The organism is Inhella inkyongensis (genome assembly GCF_005952805.1).
GTDB classification, from domain to species: domain Bacteria; phylum Pseudomonadota; class Gammaproteobacteria; order Burkholderiales; family Burkholderiaceae_C; genus Inhella; species Inhella inkyongensis.
Genome location: NZ_CP040709.1, coordinates 765994 through 783505 on the forward strand (window position 1 = coordinate 765994; position 17512 = coordinate 783505).

15 protein-coding genes are annotated in these 17512 nt (G+C 61.6%); 7 read left to right on the top strand and 8 right to left on the bottom strand.

What is annotated here, in order from left to right; translation table 11 throughout:
• Window positions 1-302 precede the first annotated feature (302 nt).
• From FF090_RS03885 to FF090_RS19090, 4 genes are all read right to left on the bottom strand, one after another.
• Entirely contained in the window at window positions 303-1406 is a 1104-nt protein-coding gene (locus FF090_RS03885) for a DUF4238 domain-containing protein (RefSeq protein WP_138855473.1), read from the bottom strand.
• 12 nt (window positions 1407-1418) lie between these two features.
• Complete coding sequence (locus tag FF090_RS03890) at window positions 1419-3131, bottom strand: UvrD-helicase domain-containing protein (RefSeq protein WP_138855474.1); 1713 nt, start codon at window positions 3129-3131, stop codon at window positions 1419-1421.
• Window positions 3128-5014 (bottom strand): ATP-dependent nuclease, encoded by a 1887-nt coding sequence (locus tag FF090_RS03895; RefSeq protein ID WP_138855475.1) that lies wholly within the window; start codon window positions 5012-5014, stop codon window positions 3128-3130. Before FF090_RS03895 ends, FF090_RS03890 begins: the two co-directional genes overlap by 4 nt.
• A gap of 346 nt (window positions 5015-5360) precedes the next feature.
• Complete coding sequence (locus tag FF090_RS19090) at window positions 5361-5510, bottom strand: hypothetical protein (protein ID WP_175423508.1); 150 nt, start codon at window positions 5508-5510, stop codon at window positions 5361-5363.
• Between the two features lie 421 nt (window positions 5511-5931).
• Here FF090_RS19090 and FF090_RS03900 point away from each other — a divergent pair, with 421 nt between their 5' ends.
• Genes FF090_RS03900 through FF090_RS03910 form a run of 3 tightly spaced genes read left to right on the top strand, consistent with a single transcriptional unit; the run spans window position 5932 to window position 9464 of the window.
• Window positions 5932-7644, top strand: a complete 1713-nt coding sequence (locus FF090_RS03900) for a TnsD family Tn7-like transposition protein (protein WP_175423509.1) — start codon at window positions 5932-5934, stop codon at window positions 7642-7644.
• A gap of 54 nt (window positions 7645-7698) precedes the next feature.
• Window positions 7699-8049, top strand: coding sequence for a helix-turn-helix domain-containing protein (locus FF090_RS19815; RefSeq protein ID WP_138855477.1), 351 nt, complete (start codon window positions 7699-7701; stop codon window positions 8047-8049).
• 5 nt (window positions 8050-8054) lie between these two features.
• Complete coding sequence (locus tag FF090_RS03910) at window positions 8055-9464, top strand: TniQ family protein (protein WP_246071557.1); 1410 nt, start codon at window positions 8055-8057, stop codon at window positions 9462-9464.
• Between the two features lie 2 nt (window positions 9465-9466).
• Here the strand turns inward: FF090_RS03910 and FF090_RS03915 are convergent, their stop codons facing one another.
• The 4 genes from FF090_RS03915 to FF090_RS19095 all read right to left on the bottom strand — a co-directional run bounded on the left by FF090_RS03915 (window position 9467) and on the right by FF090_RS19095 (window position 14369).
• Window positions 9467-10732, bottom strand: coding sequence for an ATP-binding protein (locus FF090_RS03915; protein ID WP_138855479.1), 1266 nt, complete (start codon window positions 10730-10732; stop codon window positions 9467-9469).
• Window positions 10725-12995, bottom strand: a complete 2271-nt coding sequence (locus FF090_RS03920) for a TnsB C-terminal domain-containing protein (RefSeq protein ID WP_138855480.1) — start codon at window positions 12993-12995, stop codon at window positions 10725-10727. Before FF090_RS03920 ends, FF090_RS03915 begins: the two co-directional genes overlap by 8 nt.
• Entirely contained in the window at window positions 12986-13741 is a 756-nt protein-coding gene (locus FF090_RS03925) for a TnsA endonuclease N-terminal domain-containing protein (protein WP_175423510.1), read from the bottom strand. Before FF090_RS03925 ends, FF090_RS03920 begins: the two co-directional genes overlap by 10 nt.
• 397 nt (window positions 13742-14138) lie before the next feature.
• Window positions 14139-14369 (bottom strand): hypothetical protein, encoded by a 231-nt coding sequence (locus FF090_RS19095; RefSeq protein WP_175423437.1) that lies wholly within the window; start codon window positions 14367-14369, stop codon window positions 14139-14141.
• Window positions 14370-14399: 30 nt separating this feature from the next.
• Between FF090_RS19095 and FF090_RS03930 the strand changes: the two genes are divergently transcribed.
• The 4 genes from FF090_RS03930 to FF090_RS03945 all read left to right on the top strand — a co-directional run bounded on the left by FF090_RS03930 (window position 14400) and on the right by FF090_RS03945 (window position 17486).
• Window positions 14400-14690, top strand: a complete 291-nt coding sequence (locus FF090_RS03930) for a hypothetical protein (RefSeq protein WP_221305041.1) — start codon at window positions 14400-14402, stop codon at window positions 14688-14690.
• 167 nt (window positions 14691-14857) lie between these two features.
• Complete coding sequence (locus FF090_RS03935) at window positions 14858-15328, top strand: hypothetical protein (protein WP_138855483.1); 471 nt, start codon at window positions 14858-14860, stop codon at window positions 15326-15328.
• Window positions 15329-16125: 797 nt separating this feature from the next.
• Complete coding sequence (locus FF090_RS03940) at window positions 16126-17007, top strand: hypothetical protein (protein ID WP_138855484.1); 882 nt, start codon at window positions 16126-16128, stop codon at window positions 17005-17007.
• A complete protein-coding gene (locus tag FF090_RS03945) occupies window positions 16986-17486 on the top strand; it encodes a hypothetical protein (RefSeq protein ID WP_138855485.1) in 501 nt (166 codons plus the stop codon). Before FF090_RS03940 ends, FF090_RS03945 begins: the two co-directional genes overlap by 22 nt.
• Window positions 17487-17512 lie beyond the last annotated feature (26 nt).

The window sequence follows — 17512 nt, forward strand, 5'->3', positions numbered from 1 at the left end:
GGGCCGCCGCTGTTCCGTACAAATAAAGTCGAATACTGGCAAATAAAGTCGAAAACAACCCGGGTGACTTTGGGGCGACGCACACATCAATAGCGTGCATCGTTCTCATAGGAGACGAAGGCCGTTTCGCGGCCTAGACGATGTGATCGGCGGCCAAAGTCGAAAACACGGCAGCAGTGCCGAAGGGCGCCTGACTAAGGTGAGCTGGGTTGATGAGAGCGGCGGTTCCAGGCTGAATGCAGTCGCTCGACTTGACCTGGCTGAACGGTCACACTCGATGGCAGAGCTGACATCCAAGGGGCTCAAGCTCGTCTCGCGTCCTCACGCCAGAAATCTCGGTGACTCTGCATCGTTGCAGCGACTTCTCGGCGGACGTACTTCACGCCCGTCCCGTTCGTGAAGACGGATCCCGGGGTGCGCCACCTAACGAGCGCAGGCCAGAGCGTTGGGGAGCAATGCAGAGTCTCAGAGTGGCAAATAGTTTCAAGCGTGCAGGCGTTCGCCTCTTCCGGCGTGACAACTCGGTAGCGTGTGTACTCGCCTTCGATTCGATCAAAGACCGCGACGTGGAACGCACGGCGGGAGGGAAGACGTCTTGCTGACGCTACGTCGTACTGTGCAGAGAGTTCGGGCGAGTACGTCGCATCATGTAGATAGACGTTAGCGAAGCAGTTGAGGAGCTGATGCTGGTTAAAGGCTAGGACGTCTTCCTCTCTCCGTGTTTCAGCCCAGCCCCGGTCATGCTGGATGCTGTACACGTCACCGTCATATGCGATGCAGAGGACCTTCGGAGTCAGGGGGAGGAGCGCCAAAGCGCCTGCCGATTGCCAGCCAAACGATCGACCCGAAGCTCTCTTGTCCTCCAAGTACCAGCGATTCGTTAAGACCGCGGGGTCGTCTGACGTGATGAAGGGCAAGCTGGTTCGGTTGCGGACGAGGCACACCTTCAATCCTTCGACTGCGTCCATGGCGTCGGCAAAGACTCGCATCGAAGTTTGAACGGCTTGTTTGATGTCGAGCCTAAACGAAGCAGCCCCTTCTCCAGCAAACTGTTGGAGATCCGCACTCATCTCCACAGCACGGCTCGATGCAGCCTCGGTCCGAAGGCTCTGAAACAACCAGAACCTGCGGAGAAGAACTTTGTGTTCCTCTCGAAGCGAATAGCCCGGAGTCCTGATCGCGCGAACTGTCGCCCCGTACGCGCGCTCCAGCGACGCTATCGCCGTTTCGAGCAGGGCATCCTTTCCGTAGAAGTAGTCCCGCGAACACTGATTCTTTACGGGGGCGTTTGCTATGAGCTTCCTGCGGTCGAGATTAAAGACATTGATGGATGCGTCACCCTCGTCCTTCGTAAATGGACGGAGATGACATCTGGGCACGAAGTGCTGGTTCTTATTGGTTGCCATCGGCGACCAACTTCAAAGGAAAGGGCACGGCTCACTCTTTGGCGTCAGGATGGTGGCTCGCCGGATCGCTCGCGTCACGCCCACCCTTAGCGCCAGCAGATCCTGGGCGCACGCCTTGGCGTCGTCCGGCTTCCTGGCGATGCGCTGGAACATGCCGTCATAGATGATGACCTCGTCGAACTCCTTGCCCTTGGATTTGTGGATCGTCATAAGGTGGATGCCTCGCCAATCCTTTTGAGCCGCTGCAAAGTGCTCCTGCAGCAGTGCGCTGCGCACTGCATCTTCAGCACCCCGATACCCGCCTTGAGTGCGCCATAGACCGCCCAGGTTGGCCCGCAATACCGACCCTCGGTGTAGAAGCCGAAGGTAGCGCGCATCCATCGCCACCTGCTTCAATGCAGTCGCGGGGGACAACGCCAGGAGGCCTCGAAGGTGTAGCCAGTCCGCGGCAGGGTCACCGGTCAATGTCAGCAGCTGCCGCTCATTCGAGATGCGATGGACTTCACTGACGATTAACTTTCGCTTTGAGCCGGCGATCTTCCCAGTGGTGATGAAGCCACTCAGGGCGCCCGCCAGATCGAGTTCCGTCTGTGGAGTGGGTTTGGCTCCGCGCCGGCCTCGAATATGAGAGTGAAGTGCGGCAAGCATCCGACTCGCTACTTCCCCCGCTGGGCCCCCTTCCAGCAGAGTGGCAATGACGCCGGCAGCGAGCGCCGGGGGCTCGGCATCCATTGCGACGTCGTGGTGCAACTCAGGCAAGCCGTCTCCAGCGGACGACAAGTAGTCGGATAACTCCAGCATGAGTCGTTTGGATGGAACCAGGATGGCAATCGATTTGTCCGGAACATTCCTCAGGCGTGCCAGGGCCGTGCAAACCGCTGCCTTGGTACTGAAGTGCAGACTCTTGCCGAACATAAATCCATAGCGCGAGACCTTGACCTGCTGGTACGTCCTGCCCTTGTTGGCCCCAGTGAGGAGGTCGTTTCCATACGTCGTGATGTCGGTGCCGCCGCTCCGATGGTTCTCGCCCGCGAAGTCAAAGTGACTTGCTCGAAAGACGTCGAGAAACTCGCCTACTCTTCTAGGGTCAGCTCCGCGGAACTCATAGATTCGTTGGTCGGGATCGGCCAGTGCGATGAGTCGGCTCCTTTGTCCAAGCTGCTGGATCAGTGACCATTCATCGCTGTTCGTATCCTGAAACTCGTCGAGGATGATGACGGGATAGCTATCCGAAAAAATTCGAGCCAGCCGGCCACTCCGTCGGAACAACTCTCCAACCAGGCGAGCAAACAGGTCGAAGTGCAGGCGCCCTTCTTGCTCGAAGAGCCGCTGCTTCTCGGCATCGTGGCTGTCCTTTCCGATGTCCGCCAGGTGTGCGGCCGCTTCAGGGGGCGGCAAAAGCTGAACCCCAGATTTCCCGTTCAACAGATAAGCATGGCTTTTGAGAACGGACCAAGCGAAGGCGTGATAGGTGCTGACCTCCAGCCATTGCAGATCCTCACGCGAGATCAGTTCCGAAGCCTTCTCAAGGATGCGCGCGACCGTCGGCCTGGCGAAGCTCAAGAACAAGATCTTCTGCCCTGGTTTGAGCACTCCTGAGCGGATCTCGTCCCCAGCCTTGACCAGGGCAACGTGGGTCTTGCCGGCTCCAGGACCGCCCAGCGCCAGGGCATGTTCTGCGCATGCCAGAAAGCCGCGCTTCTGATCGCTCCATGCGGCGGTCATTCCAGTGGCTTGGGCGGGTGCGGTTGAAACTTTGCGTAGATCGGCGCCTGCAGAAGAGGCTCAGCCAAAGCAGCAAGTCCGCCAACTTCGGGTGCTACGGCCACACCTTGAGCCGCCACTGCGGCGGCCTCGGCCGGTGGCGGCTCGACTACGTCCTTGATAGCCGCCAGCGTGATTCGTACGTACTCCGGAACGTCATCGACGGTCGGACATGACGCGAGCAGGTCGCCGGCGTCCCCTCCGCCTTTCGCCCAGCCAAAGTACTGCGACAGCATCCCCTGCAGTTCAGCAAGCGGCGTCGCTGCTGTAGGCGTCTTAGCGGCAAGATGCGGAGGCCAGTCACCGGCGGCAATCACGGTATCGGCATAGGCGCGAAGTGCGGCCTCGGGTGTCCCTTGCAAGACTAGGTTCTCAAAGCCTTTGGTTGCTGATTCGTAGGCATGGTCTACAGCGGCGACGATTTGGGCCAGTGCCGCAGGCGACTGCTTATCGAACACGGCGAACACGACCTTTCCAAGCGACCGGAAGAAGGCCCCTAAAGGAGCCACATTGGTCTCTCCTCGCGCGTCGATGATGGCCACGCCGAGGTTCTCGAGAGACTTGAATCTCTTTGGATCCAGATCGCCGAGCCGGCGCGCCGCGGCAGGGATCGCATCGAACTCCGTACGGCCCTCGAGCACAAGCACATAGCGCGCGAGCAAAGCCTCGCAGAACCGCGCCCGAAACTCGGTGCGGTAGATCTTGGGCTTGACCGCAGGTGGATACGCAGCCGGCAGTCCGGTCATCATCCCCGCAGCGCGCTTTAGCACCACCACCTGACCGGGATCGAACTCCTCCAAAACATAGGGGGAGTGGGAGGTAAAGATCGCCTGAGCCGATTTCTGGCGCAGCGAATTGATGATTCGCTTTTGGGTATGCGGAGGAAGCGCGATCTCCGGCTCTTCCATCGCGAAGATGACGCTCTGCTTCAGTTCCGCAATGATGGACAGCAGAGCCAGGACCAGCGTGTTGATCGTGCCTGTTCCTTGATGCTGGTACGGCGCGGCATATATGGATCCATCAGACCTCATCGCACCGGTTCCCATGAAGACCGTCAGGGTGCGGCGCAGCATGTCCCGGGTGAGGTCCGAGACACGCATGTGGGGTTGCTCGGCCCAATCGGAGGGCACGTAGTGGCGTACTGCGTCTTGGACGGACGCAAGCAGCTCGCCGATCTCCTTGCCTTCTCCAACCGGCAGTGCCCGCAGCTGGTCAAGAAGATCCTCCCACATCCTCAGGTGCGTCTCCTTCAGGCGAAGGATCACATCCAGCAATGAGCCCCGCTCCAGGCTAAGTGCTCGGGCACCGGTGCGCAGAGTGCGCAGGTAAAGAAAGCCACACTTGCGCTTGTCCGTGGTCGAAAAGCGCACATAGGAGCCATCCGCCATCTTGGGAATTGCGTAGTAGGTGTCGCCAGTGAAGTCGTCTTCGTTGACGTCGTACCAGCCGTTGAAGAACACGCGCATTGCCGGGCCGACATGCTCCGCGTCCGTGCCTTCGGGCGGAGGGCCTTCAAGAAGAGTCTTGGCGTTTGCGTCCCACCACTCGACGTGTTCACGGAAGTGCCGTTGCTGCTCCTCGGAAAGGCCGGCAACGATCACCTCGACCTGGATTGGGATCACCTCAGCGTTGGCCGGGTCTACGTACCGACCAGCATAGAAGTCGTGCTCGTCGACGACTGGGCGCCGGTGCAGCCGTTCGGGCCCGAGCACCAAATCCACCGCTTCCAGCAGAGTGGACTTGCCGGCGTTGTTATCTCCAACGAAAACCGTGTGACCGTCAAGTAGGACCTCGCCGTCAGCGATGCCTCTGAAGTTTCGGACGCGAACGCGCACAAGATGCATTTCGACCCTCCCTGCCTGGTTAGACCCAGATCGCTAGCTGTTGCGCGCAATGGTAGGCAGGATTCAAGCTCACGCCGCGAATGAGCGCTCCGGGGCGCGATCGGACATCGATGACGCCAACACGAGTGACCGCAAGCGCTGCATGCGAGCCGTTGGACAGGCAACGGAACTCCAAGGCTGGCCGTAGCCTTTCACCGCGAATCATCCTTGTGACTGCTTCGACTCAGCGGACTAACGGCTTGTTATTGCGACGCTGCCGAAGCGGTCGCTCGGGTCGCTCATCTCCAAGGGACGCTCGTCGTTTGCCGCGCGCCGCCAACTGGCATTGTCGAGTGGCTAAGAGCGATTAGGTCAGTGTCCGCGCCGGGCTGCTTTCGAACACTGGATGCATCCAGAGGCCGATCACGAGAACTACTGCTTCGAGGGTGATCAAGATTAGGTTCTTCATGTTCCATTTGATGGAACCCGAATTGCCTTCTTCTTGCTTTTCAGTCATAGGCTTCTCAACTTTCTCGGCCGCAAGCGGCTGCTGAGTGCAAGTGTCTGAGACGCTTGCACGTTGGTGATGCCCGGGGCGGGTCTGTGCCCCAGAGACTGGCCCAATCGCTCTCTGTGCATTTTGACAGGTCGTCGGGCCAGCCACTTCCCTCCAAATGGGTGCTGATCGGCCTCACTGGGCGACTCGAATGTCGACCCGGGTCAACGAACGCTACTAGCCGATTACACCCAATGCAGACCGACTGGTTGACTGTCTGCAACCGCTGCATAGCTGAAGCCCCGACACGCCGCTGAGCATCAATCAGCGTGCTCGGCGCTTGCCGACATTCGAGACCTTGGCGACCATGGACCACCTTTCAGCCGGGGCATCCATGCGCACCAGTCCGCCTGCCTTCCCACCCCGACGAAGTGGCATTTCCTTGCTCGAGGCGCTGCCCGGGGAGACGCTCTTCAGCCTCTGCAGCCGACACCACCGGATGTGGGGTTTCAGCGCTTCAGAGTTCACCTGCGAGGCCCTGTTCGGAGGCCGCCGGGCAGGCGTCCATCACGACCTACCCAATTCACTGTCTCGCTTTGAAATGCTCACCCGCGGGGCCTATGGCCCGGCGGCTGACCTCGCGTTGGATCGCACGGTCCTAAAGTTCTATGCGCCGTTCCTGACGCCCAGTGACATCGCGAGCGCCGTGACAAGCATGTCCAGCCCGAGCGTCAGCGGCCTCAAGTTCCGTTTGGGCCTTCTCACGAGCCGATTTCGGGCGCACCACCCGCTCAAAGCCTGCGAGGAATGCATGGCCAAGGATGCTCACGATCATGGCTGGGTCCCCTGGCGCTTGGTGCATCAATTCCCTGGAGTTTGGACGTGCGTCTTTCATGGAGCGCCGCTGCTGGAATGCAGCGTCAAAGCGAACGGGGTCGAGCGATTCATGTGGCAGCTCCCGAGCCGGCAGAGCTTGGCGCTTCGACCGGCAGCCGGCTACGCCGCTCGCGAGGCTCGCAGCCGGCTGGCTCGACTCATCCATGAGCTGGTCCAGGCTGGCCAGTCGGCCGAGTGGCTGCGGGCAGGCGCCGTTCAGACGACGCTGCGCAGCCGGATGTGCGAGCAGGGCTGGATCACCCCAAACGGCCACCTGCGCTTGGCGCCAGCGTCCAGGGGCTTCGCCGCGCACCTTGCCGCGCTCAGCGACCTTCCGGACTTGGCTGGTCTTAATGTGTCCGAAGAACTGGCCTATGCCTGGATTGGTCGGATGGCGCGGCCTCTCCGATCAGGCGCGCACCCACTGCGTCAGTTGCTGCTCATCGACTGGCTCTTCCAGAGCGTCGACGACTTCGTCCACACTCATACCCGGGCATCCCACGCCGAGTTGGGCTCGGCTCCTCGTGAGGCCCGTAAGCCTTGTTCGTATGAGGACGTCTCCAAGCAGTCGCGTAAGGCGCAAGCCATCAAGCACCTTCGGTCTGGTGGCTCGGCACGATCGGTGGCTGCAGCGCTCGGCATCGACGTCGGCACGGCGATGGCCTGGGGCGCTGAGGCTGGGATCGTGCCCACTCGGCGCCCCAAATCGCTGGTGCCACAGGTGCGCCAGGCGCTCATCAGGGACCTGAGCTCAGGTCACTCAAAGGGCGAAGCTGCCCTCCAGCATGGCGTCTCTATTCAGATCATCACAAGACTGCTTCGTACCGAGCCAGGTCTTCGATCCGCTTGGCAGCAGGCCGTTTTCAAGACAGTCCAGCGCGCTCACCGTGACTCATGGCTCGGTGCCGCGGCCAACCACCCTGGGATCAGCAACAAGCTACTGCGAGCCATCAACCCAGCAGGCTTTGCGTGGCTCTACCGGCATGACCGCGAGTGGCTGAATCTCCACGCTCCGCAGAGAGCTGTTGACATCGCTCGGCGCTCGCCGGTCCGGTGGGACGAGCGCGACATGGAGCTGAGTGCAGCTGTGCGCCGTGCCACTCTGCAACTGCAATCGCATGACCGCACAAAACCCGTCAAGCTCTGGGAGATCGTGCAGCTGCTGCCGGAGCTGCGCGCCAAGATGAGCGTGGTGCGTCGGCTGCCGCTAACGGCCCAAGCGATTGAGGAGGCAATTGGGCGCGCTTTCCGCCGGCGCACGAACGAGCTACCCGGATGACACTTGGGATCAGACGCCATTGCATGCAGATATGTATTTCAATATGCTGCACCAATGCCTCGACCAGATCTCGAAACTCGCGTCCTGCGCGCTGCATTGGTCCTGCAGTCTCGAGGGCTAACGCAAAAAGCCATAGCTGGCCACCTGAACTCCAGCCAGTCTCAGGTCAGTCGGGTGCTTGCTGGTCAACATGCTCGGCGCTCCAGGTTGGCTGAGGCAATATGCGTTTATGCAGAAACCTTGGATGCTGGCGTGAGCCTTGAGGCGGTGATGCAGAACGACGAGTTGCTCGACGCCGTTCGGCAGGCTTGGGACGGAAGTGCTGAGCATGCCCGAGCCCTGTCCGCCGTCATTCGCTCCTTGGCGGTGCTGGGCCGTTCAAGTGTGCACATCGAGAAGCGGTGATCGCCATGGTGCTCAGGTTGCAACCCTTACCCGACGAACTCGACCGCAGCTACCTTGGTGCGCTGATGCGCGTCAACGCGTTGGCGACAGAGGAAGAGGTTCGGACGCACCTTGCAACCCTGGACGACTCCGCTGCTTTGCCATGGCGCAGGAACCCCACGCTGAAGCTGCTCAGCACAGCCGCCGGCATGGACCTGGCCGGGTTCGTGATGAACCACACCACGCTGCCATTGCGGCGCAGCATCACTTCGTACATGCCCGATCTGGCGCATGGCTGTGACAGCAATCTCGTGTTGATTCATGTCAGCGGTAAACGCAGTTGTCGAGAGGGGGCCTACCTCTGCCCGGACTGCGTCTGGGAAGACGTGGACTTTCATGGCCGGAGCTACTGGCGGCGTGCGCACCAACTGCCAGGGGTGTATTGGTGTGGCAAGCACCGTGCGCCACTAGCCGTGGTGAAGGATGAGCGTGCTTTCCTGCAGCCGCCGTCGCAGGCGCTGGGGCAGAGCGCTCGGATCGACGGCGCCTGGGTCGATACCCTTCAGCAGCATCCAACGGTCCGGCGCTTCTTGGATCTGTGCGATACCTTGATGGACCGCACGCACGCGTTTCCCGTTATCGCCGCACGCGATGCGCTACGCGCAGCCGCCCGAACCCATGGGTTCAGAACCTACGCGACGAAGGCGGCTACCGCCTGTGCGGACCCGCTGCTCAGCGATGCTCTGGTCGATGGGTTCCCGTCGAGCTGGCTTGCGCAGCTCGTGCCCGGCCTGCCGGCGAAGGCCAGGGGCCGCATCTGGCACCAAGTCGATGGCGTCTTGTGGACTGCGACTTCAGCCTCGGCGGCCACCATCTACATCCTCGCGATGGCTGTGCTCTTTGACTCGGCTGATGCCGCTATCCAGGCCATCGAAGGCGCCGTCATCGCGCCGCGACAGCCGTTGCGTGTGCGCAGCCCGAACATCACGGACGATGCAGCCAGAGAGGCTTACGTTCAAACGCTGGCCAGCCACGCGCGATTGCAGCGCAGCCATCCCGCCGGTTGGTACCCCTTGGTTCAAGCTCAGTTGAAACTGGGGCTGCCGGGCCTTCCGCATGCCCAGTCCGGCGGGCTGTGGACTGCGGTCAAGGCCTTCTTCCTCGAGGGCCGCTCCCTGGCGGACGCTCTAGCACTTGCGGCGCCGCATCAAGCGGCCTTTGAGAAGGTCTTGCTCGGTGCCGGGAGTCCCCTGGCGATGGCGCTGAGGGAGATCGTCAGCACTCCCCAGGAGGCAACGCGCGGCAAGCCGCGCATCAGGGCCCGCTTGTCAGCGCTCGACGCGACGGGCTTGATCGACAAGCCCGTGCAGAACGCGCGCGGCGGGGCGGAGGACTCACGGGTAGGTCGCCGTCCGCTGCGCGCCCAGGCGCACTGATTTCACCGATTCGTGCCGTCCCAGAGCGCGGCCCAGAAGGTTGGGTCCTGACTCACCAGATCCTCATACCGCGCGAGTTTGGCCGGGCTTGCCTCACGAAGGGCTTCGATGGCTGGTTGCAAGGGCCGCAGCCAGGTGGCCGCAGCTTTTTGGAAGTCCTCGATCCTGAGGGTGTCCTCTTTGCGCGCTAATGCGATCCGATGGGCCGTGATCCAAAGCGCGATCACGATGCGCTGTATGCCTCCTGTCAAGTCCAGGATCAGGCGCGCAAGGTTCTCGTCCATGGGCAAGGGATGTTTGACGTACTGATATCTCCCCAACTGCCCCAGGAACGACGTCGAAAGCTTTGCCCCAATGTCCTCCCAACGGAGGCGCTCAATGGCGTGATACCCCCCGGTGTTGATGCGCTGCAAAGTACTCATGCGCTTGGTGAGGGCACCGACGCCATCGGGCGTTCCCGAGACCAAGAGCGGAACCTGCCCGCTGTTGGTCAAGTAAAGCAGCCATCGCAGCAGTTGGTCTTCCACGATGGACAACTCGGGGGCTCCGTCGCCGACGCCGCTTCGCCGCTTGCGCAGACTGGTGATCTTGAAGAGGTTCTGAATCTCGTCCAGATGAAGGACGCCGAGAAAGTGGCTCACGGCCACTTGGCGCCACTCATCCAACGCGCGCATGCCATCGCGGATTCGCTCCTTTTCCAGCCAGATACGGAATCGGTCGGATCCGGTGGCCCTGTCCCAGGCCTCCATCAACGCTCTCGCTAGGTCTGCAGCCTTGCCCGATGGCGGCACTTCGACAGACAGCCAGACAACTTGCCGATGTGCTCCGTTGAGCTTTGGGAAGCTGGCGTGCTCGACGACTTGGCTCGGAAAGCACCGCAAGCTGCGCAGACATGCCTGTGTCTTGCCCACCCCCGACAGACCTTCCACGCAGGCCGCGATCGGTGACTGCAGCAGCATGCCCTGCCGCTGTGCTTCTCCACTCACCGTGGCCCAGGTGCTCGCGGCGCGGGGATCCCGGTGCCGGTAGCCTTGCCAGGCCATCATGTAGGTCGACTGCTGTAGCTGGGCTTCTACAGGCGGCGAGAAATGAAAATCTCGAACATCCTGCACCTGCAGCAGGCGCTGGTGGCGTGGCACCTGTTCCACGTTGGTGGGCAACGGTGGAACGTAGCTCATTGCCAGCATCGCGTCTGCGTGAGTCAGCATCGGTCCGAGTCCGTCCAACAGCAGGTTGGACCCTGCGGCGTGTTGGGTGGGCTTAGTCATGCCGACCTCCCTGCGTGTTCGCACGTTCGAACAGCGCGGCCATGATCTCCTCGTGCTCCTGGACGAACTCATCCACCAGGGCTTCCTGCGCCTTGGACTCCGAACCATCGGCGCGGCGGGTCTGAGCCACCTCCATGAGGCGGGCTTCGGACATGCTCGGTGCCTTCCCCGACGCACGGGCGATCGCCTCCTGGGTCATCACAGTCGCGCGTTGCAAGATGGCTTGGCGGCGCTCCAGCGACTGCAGTGCCCGCATCGTCCGCTCATGCTCGACGTCCGGCCTGCGCATGGCCTCGAACGCCTGCACATCCATCCACTCCTCAAGCGTGGTGTTGCGACGTGCGCGCGATTCGTCGGCCAGGTCGAGTCGCATCAGACTGCCACCCGGCTCGCGTGGGACCCAAACGCGCCCGAGCGAACCGGGGTAGTAGTGCGCCGGGATCTCCTGACCGTCCAAGTTTCGGGCGAGCGTCGTCCACTGTGCGGCAGCGGCCTCTTCCGAAAAGTAGTCATTGCCGAGGAAGTGCACGCCGTCCCGCGCCACCCAGGCCTTGTCGTTCGGCAACAAAGCGGCAGCCAGATCGTCAAAGGCGACGACACGTCGAGTACCCACGCCCATCTGATGTCCGTATCGCCAGAGCCCGGCGGGACTCGGAAACACCCCTGCAGCGGACATGTGCACGTCCACGCGCTTCGAGCGGTCCGCCGACAGGTTGTACTGGTCGAACACCTCGTACAAGACTTGAGTGAAGTCTTGTACGGTGAGAACGGCGTCGGCCGGGTCGACCTTACGCAGTTCCATCTCTTCGCGACGAAAGTCCATCGCGCCGGGAAAGAAGCCGTAGATCTGATCCTTCGCGATGCGGTGGAGTACTTCGACCAGCCCCTTCAGGTCGCCTCGGTATGGCGGCGCGATGGACGTGTTGAGCTCGAGCTGAAGTGCCGTGAGTCGGTGGCCCGCAGAAAGATATTCGCCCCGATCCGTCATGAGCCAGGCGCAAAGTGTCGGCACCGGATCCAGCGTGAGCATGGGCTGGTAGTTCCATAGCTCGCCGATCAGCGCTGGATCCGCGGCCGCATTGAAGAGGCTGATCTTCGCGGTGTTCCAGGACGGCCCCGTGAGGCAGACATAGAAACCGACCACTGCAGTGCTCCAGACGTCGACGATGACATAGACGACGGGCCGCCCCACGATCCAGGAACGGTTCACCGACGAGCGCAGGTAGATATCGCCAATCGTGCTGTCGATGGCCCAGGTGTGGCCCGGACCCGGAACCCCTTGCCAGTTCCGCGCCACCAGCCCTCTTCGCGCCGCATTGAAATGGCGCTTTGTTGTTCGCTCCAGGATGCGTTCTAACCGCGATTTGATCTGGTTCACCACTCGCCGGATCTGCCTGGCGTTGGGGTACGTTCCTATCTCGGGCAACACCAGTTGGATGCGACCATCGACCTCCTTGGCTCGGGTGCAAAAGTGGCTGCTCAGGATCAGAGTGCGGCGTAGTGGCCAGGCCGGTTTTGGCTCCGGAATTTGCTTGTCGGCCGCTCGAATTCGCGCTGCCCAGAGCTCGGACATTCCAGGCTGGTGAGGTGCGGATGAACGCCCCAAGCGAATGTCCTGCGCCTCCTTGATCGTCTTGCGCCCCGCTTTCCTACGAGACATCCGCCCATCTGGCAGCGCATCGCATGTCTTCGGTACGCCGGGTGCACCGCAGCGATGCCGCTGTGGCCAGAGGCTTCGCTCGGAGATGCCCCAGCGGCAGAGGTTGGACCACTGTCGGTAGATAAACGCCCTGGTACAGCCCGTGCGTTCGACCGCCTCTCTGACCAGACCTCCCAGTCCTTCATGAATGAGGATGCTTTCCTGCAGGCTGAGAGGCTTGAGAAACTCCGACATGGCTCGAAGCCTGTTCTCATAGTCAAGCTGGCTTTGCTTGCCCAGTTCCGGCGCTGTCGGCCTGTCCTGTTCGACCGGTAGCAGCAAGTGCTGCTTGAAGATCTCCTCAAGTTGCTTCCGGGGCAACCAGAGCAATTCACCGATCAGATTGGCCGCAGCCTTTTTGCGTGGCCGTTTCAGTTGGCGCTCAGGCATGCGCGGACGGCCACCACGGCCGTTGCGCCCGGCCTGGATTGGCTGCACCAACACCATCGCGACTCGTGGCAGGCGAAGATCGTTCAAGATGACTCGGTACAGCCCCGGCTCGACACATGGAAACTCACCCGCGGCGCAGGCCACCTTGTAAAGGCCGTTGTGGATCAGATCCATGCTGACCTCCTCGACACGATCGGGTTCTGCAGCCAGAAGTCCGCTTCAGTCAGGTGACGAAGTGGTTCCTGCGGTCGCCAGCCGCGCGTCAGGTCAATCGGCAGCGCGCCAGACCAAACTGCCTGCCACAGCGCACACTGCGCCCGGTGCCGGTCACTGGTGTGCTTCTCGACCGCTTCGATCAAAGCGGTGACCGTGGCCCAAGGGTTCGCCTGCGCAGTGACAACTGCCAAGTCCAGTAACGAGCTGGGAACGGCTTCAGCCATGGCCCATGGGCATATACGGCGGAGTGTCAGGACGACGGTCTTCGACCATACGGCGGGCGTGATCAGTAACCACTCAACGCCCCGGGCTTCCCAGTAGGCCCTCTCCAGCCTTAGCAGGTCCACAGTGCGGCGACGCGAAGCCCAAGACGAGGGCTTTACCGCGATCGCAAGCATCCGAAAGCCCTGAATGGGATTTCCAAACACCACGACGAGGTCTGTGGTTGCCCGCCAGTCCTTGCTCTCACCTCGACCATGCACGCGCGGGTGGCGCACACCCAGTTGAGAGGCCAGGCTCAGCGTGCCCGGAAAGTCCCCTTGCGGCACCCTAGCGGTATACGCGCTCAGTGGGTGATTCGAGTCTTCCAGCGTCAAGGGCAGTTGTTCAGTGCTGTCGTGCACGTTGCTTGGCATCAGTGCAAAGAGCTGGCCACCCCACTCCAAGTCCGATAGCAGGTGGCGCAGCCTGCCGCGCCAGTACATGAGATGACTTCGGCCTAAGCTAGCAGGGTCGCCGCGGGTGACCTGGTGCCAGGGCAGGTAGCTTTCGTGGGTGCCTTGCCCACGACCTTGGCGGTCGAAGCGGGCAAGCACCGCGGGTGTGAATCGCTTAGTCGTACGCATGAGTTCCCCCATCGCGGCGCCCTTCGCGTCGCGACATAAATGAAGGGAAAAGGGGACGTTGACGCGGCCAAAACGGCCTCGTAGACTTGGCGCGAGTCCTCGAAGACACGGGCCTTACCCCCGGCGAGATCGGCACCTGCGTTGGCGCGCAGGTGCCGTTTTTGTTTCTGCTACGAGCTGTCCATGGCTTGATCCCGGTGGGTTGCAGTCACACGCCGCGGCCGGTTCACCGCGGCGGCTTGGTTCCTTCAAAGGCTTAGGGCGTGAGTGCTGTTAGCCGATTGGTTCGATCTTGGCTGTACCGCTTTGATGAGGCTGTGATCACAAAGCGGATCATGATGTTCACTAAGTTGAACATCAATGGCATCATGCCGCCATGGTTAAAGCACTTAGCTTTGGACGGCGTCTCCGCCACGAGCGGGATCGACTCGGCCTGAGTCAGGCCGCCTTCGCCGAGATTGGGGGTGTCGGGCGGACGACGCAGCACCTATATGAATCTGACGTTCGAGTTCCCGACGTGACCTATCTGGAGCGCGTCCGAACGGCGGGTGCCGACTTGGGATATCTGTTCATGAACGAGAGCTCGTCGGTCAGCCACTCAGAGGCTGTCCAGCTCACCCACGAGACGCTCTCAGAGATCTACAAGGCGGTCGACCAAATCGGTCGTGACGAGGAAGGCGCCTTGCTCCCACTGGGCAGCCGACTACGTCTTTTTCAGCTGCTGTGTGCGTCGGTTACGGAGCGCGGATCCAACCCTGCAGGGCTTGATTCGTTGCGTTCTGAATTGGCTCGATTCACAGGAACATGAGCTGGACTCGATGCTTCGCACAGGCCCTGCGGAGTCTTCGCGACGGCGTCGCGCGCACGCGCAGCCGAGTCGACAGCTTTTGGTCAGGTGTCTGGTGGACTCGGTGGCGCCTCCTTCGTCAAGAGGTCGTGTTGTCCAGCGCGCTTGAGCAAGCGGGTGAAGACTCGATGAGCGCACGCATCGAAACGGAAAAGCTTCGCCGTCTTCAACTAGGCGTCAAGTTCTGGCGTCCTTCAGCGCCACAGGTCACCCGCGCGCTGGAAGCTGCTGATCGCGCCGGCTTGTCTCGGCAGGATCTGCGGCTCCTTGCGTTGAACAAGGACGTGAGGGTCTCCAACGGAGAAGTTGAGGTGCGACGTAGCACGTGGCCAGCTTTGTTAGGGCTCTGCGGTCTGGTCATCGTTATCTTGGGTTGGGCCTATCTGGTGCTCTTGGTTCTTGCCTCTCCCGCCGGCATCTTTGCTAAAGGCGCCGGTGTCGCACTGATCAGCTTGATCTTTTGGTTTCTGTGGCCTGGCTTCTCCATTTACACCCTTCGTGCACACAAAGCGGTAGAGCAGGCCGGAGCTGAGGTCGAAGAGCTGGCCCGCAGAGGTCCTCGTACTCATGCAGCTGTTCAGCCGCTCCGGAAGGATTGATATGAGTAGGGACTGCAGCCGAGAACGCGCTTGCGACCCAAGGCCGCAGCGCTCCGGTGTAGCGCTGTTGGTGTGCAGAAGGGAACACCATCACTGGTGTGGTGACCAGGGGCAGGGTTCTTGCCAGCGCCTGAGGGCAAGGCCGCTGAACCTGCCGCTGAGGGGCAGGTTGTGAAGTCCCATCGCACCGACAAGTACCGCCGGGCGGAGCGCCGGCGCAGGGCCGCTGCACCTCCTTCGCTAGTCGCGACATTTCGTCGGATGCCGAACGGCGAGCAAAGAGTCGTTCTACCTTTGGAGATGTTGGGTCGGCTCCAGTTGGGGACGCGACTTTGGATTCAGGCCATTCAGGGTGTCGTCTGGCTGACTCCGCTGCCGACGGGCCCGCGACCGGCAAAGCGGCACAGCTGCCGACTGCACCGAGGACTGCCCACCCGGGTTTGGCGCTCCTGTGCTCGAAGAGGGGCTACGCGGCTAGAAATTGGTATCCATCAAAGGGACTGCGGCGCTTGAGGAGGAGGTGACGGCATGAAGCGATCTCGAATGCTCCGGCGTCGTCCGCTGCCTTCTCACTGCGCCGTCCCCGCTGCGCCTGTGCGACGCAAAAGTCGACAAGAGCCATCCGTTCCGCTGCCTTGGCGTTGCCGGCGCGTGACCCTTGCCTTCGCCAAACGCAACTTTGGGGCGCTCTTGGATGAAGCGGAATCGGGGAGGCTGATCTTCATCAAGACGCGGGGAGGCGGTCGCCGTGCAGGCGCATATCTCGTTCGGTTGCCAACCCAGGGCTCGGACCCAGCATGAGCACGGTCGAGGAGCGCGTTCGATCGCTGAAGGCGGCGCGTGCGTGGATGCACAAGCTGACCGCAGTGCCGGCTCCCGAACCGCTTCGTTACAAGGCGGCTTGGTACTTGACCGACTACCCGACCGATGCTTCGTTCGACGAGCGATTGTGCCGACTCGAAGGTTACGTCCTGATGATGGCAGTACGGCGCATTGAGCGAGTGCGGGCGTTGTTCGATGAGGTCGTCAGTTGCAAGACCGACGAGCCCTGCATGGCGGCGCTTGAGAAAGAGGGGCTCTGTGCTGCTCGGCACTACCCCGAGCCACAGGAGCTGGTGCCGGCCGTTCGAAGTCCACGGGACGCACGGGTGTGGGCGGCGTTCTACTTGGAGCGGCCGCCAGGTCGGGGTAAGGCACTGTTCCCAGAGGCACCACCAGTACAGAGACTTAGCTCACGCGCTGAAGTACGCCGTCGACGAGAGGCTTTGCGTTGCCTGTCCGCGGGTTTAGTCCGGATCGAGCGCGATCCCCAGCTTCCCCCGTTGGCACTGTTTGACATCCGGCAAGTCATCCGGACGCTACCAACGAAAGCAGAACTTGGGAGCAGGATGGTGACCATGCGACTGGAGAGATTCAACGAGGCAATGTCTGCGATCCAACGCTCGTGTCAACTGCTTGAGGCCGTGGCGGACGGAATCTTCCCAGCAGGCGAGAGGCAACAAGCTCGTGCCAGACGACTCTTGACGTCGCTTCCGCCCAGCGAAGAGCTTCCACTTGCAGAGTTGGGACCCGAGGAGCGCCTTATCTGGAGCGATTGGCTACTCGGAAAAATTGACCTCAGCAGAAGCGACGCGAGCAAGCAGGACGCGGATGCCCCATGTTCTCCGATGAGCAACTGATCAAATCAATCGTCCTTGCGTTGGGATCGCGACCTCAGTCCTCGCACGCCACTGGGCTGCTTGATCTGGATGTGGGCCGTGACATCACCGAGCGGATGCGGCATGCGGCGGCGATGAAGATCGCCGCTGGCACGTCTTGGCTTACTGCACGGCAACTATTTCAACGCGTGGGTCGAGAGCCGAGCCATGCGCCATCTGTCCTCGGTCGATGGCTTCGCCAGGGCCGCACCTTTGCTCTTTCCTGCCGAGGTGTGCGGGTCTATCCAGCGTACTCGTTTGAAGGATCGGGCCAACCGATCCGCTGCCTGCGCGAGATTCTGTGCTGTCTCGCCGGTGATGAACCCGTGGCCATCGCTGCGTGGTTTGAGTCTCGCTCGTCCTACCTCGATGGACAACGACCTCGAGAACAGATCGCTTCGCACTCTGCAAGGGTGGTGGTGGCTGCGCAGCGGCATCGCGAAGGCCCCTCCCAGGGTTAGCCAGAAGTCCAGATAACCCACCCCAT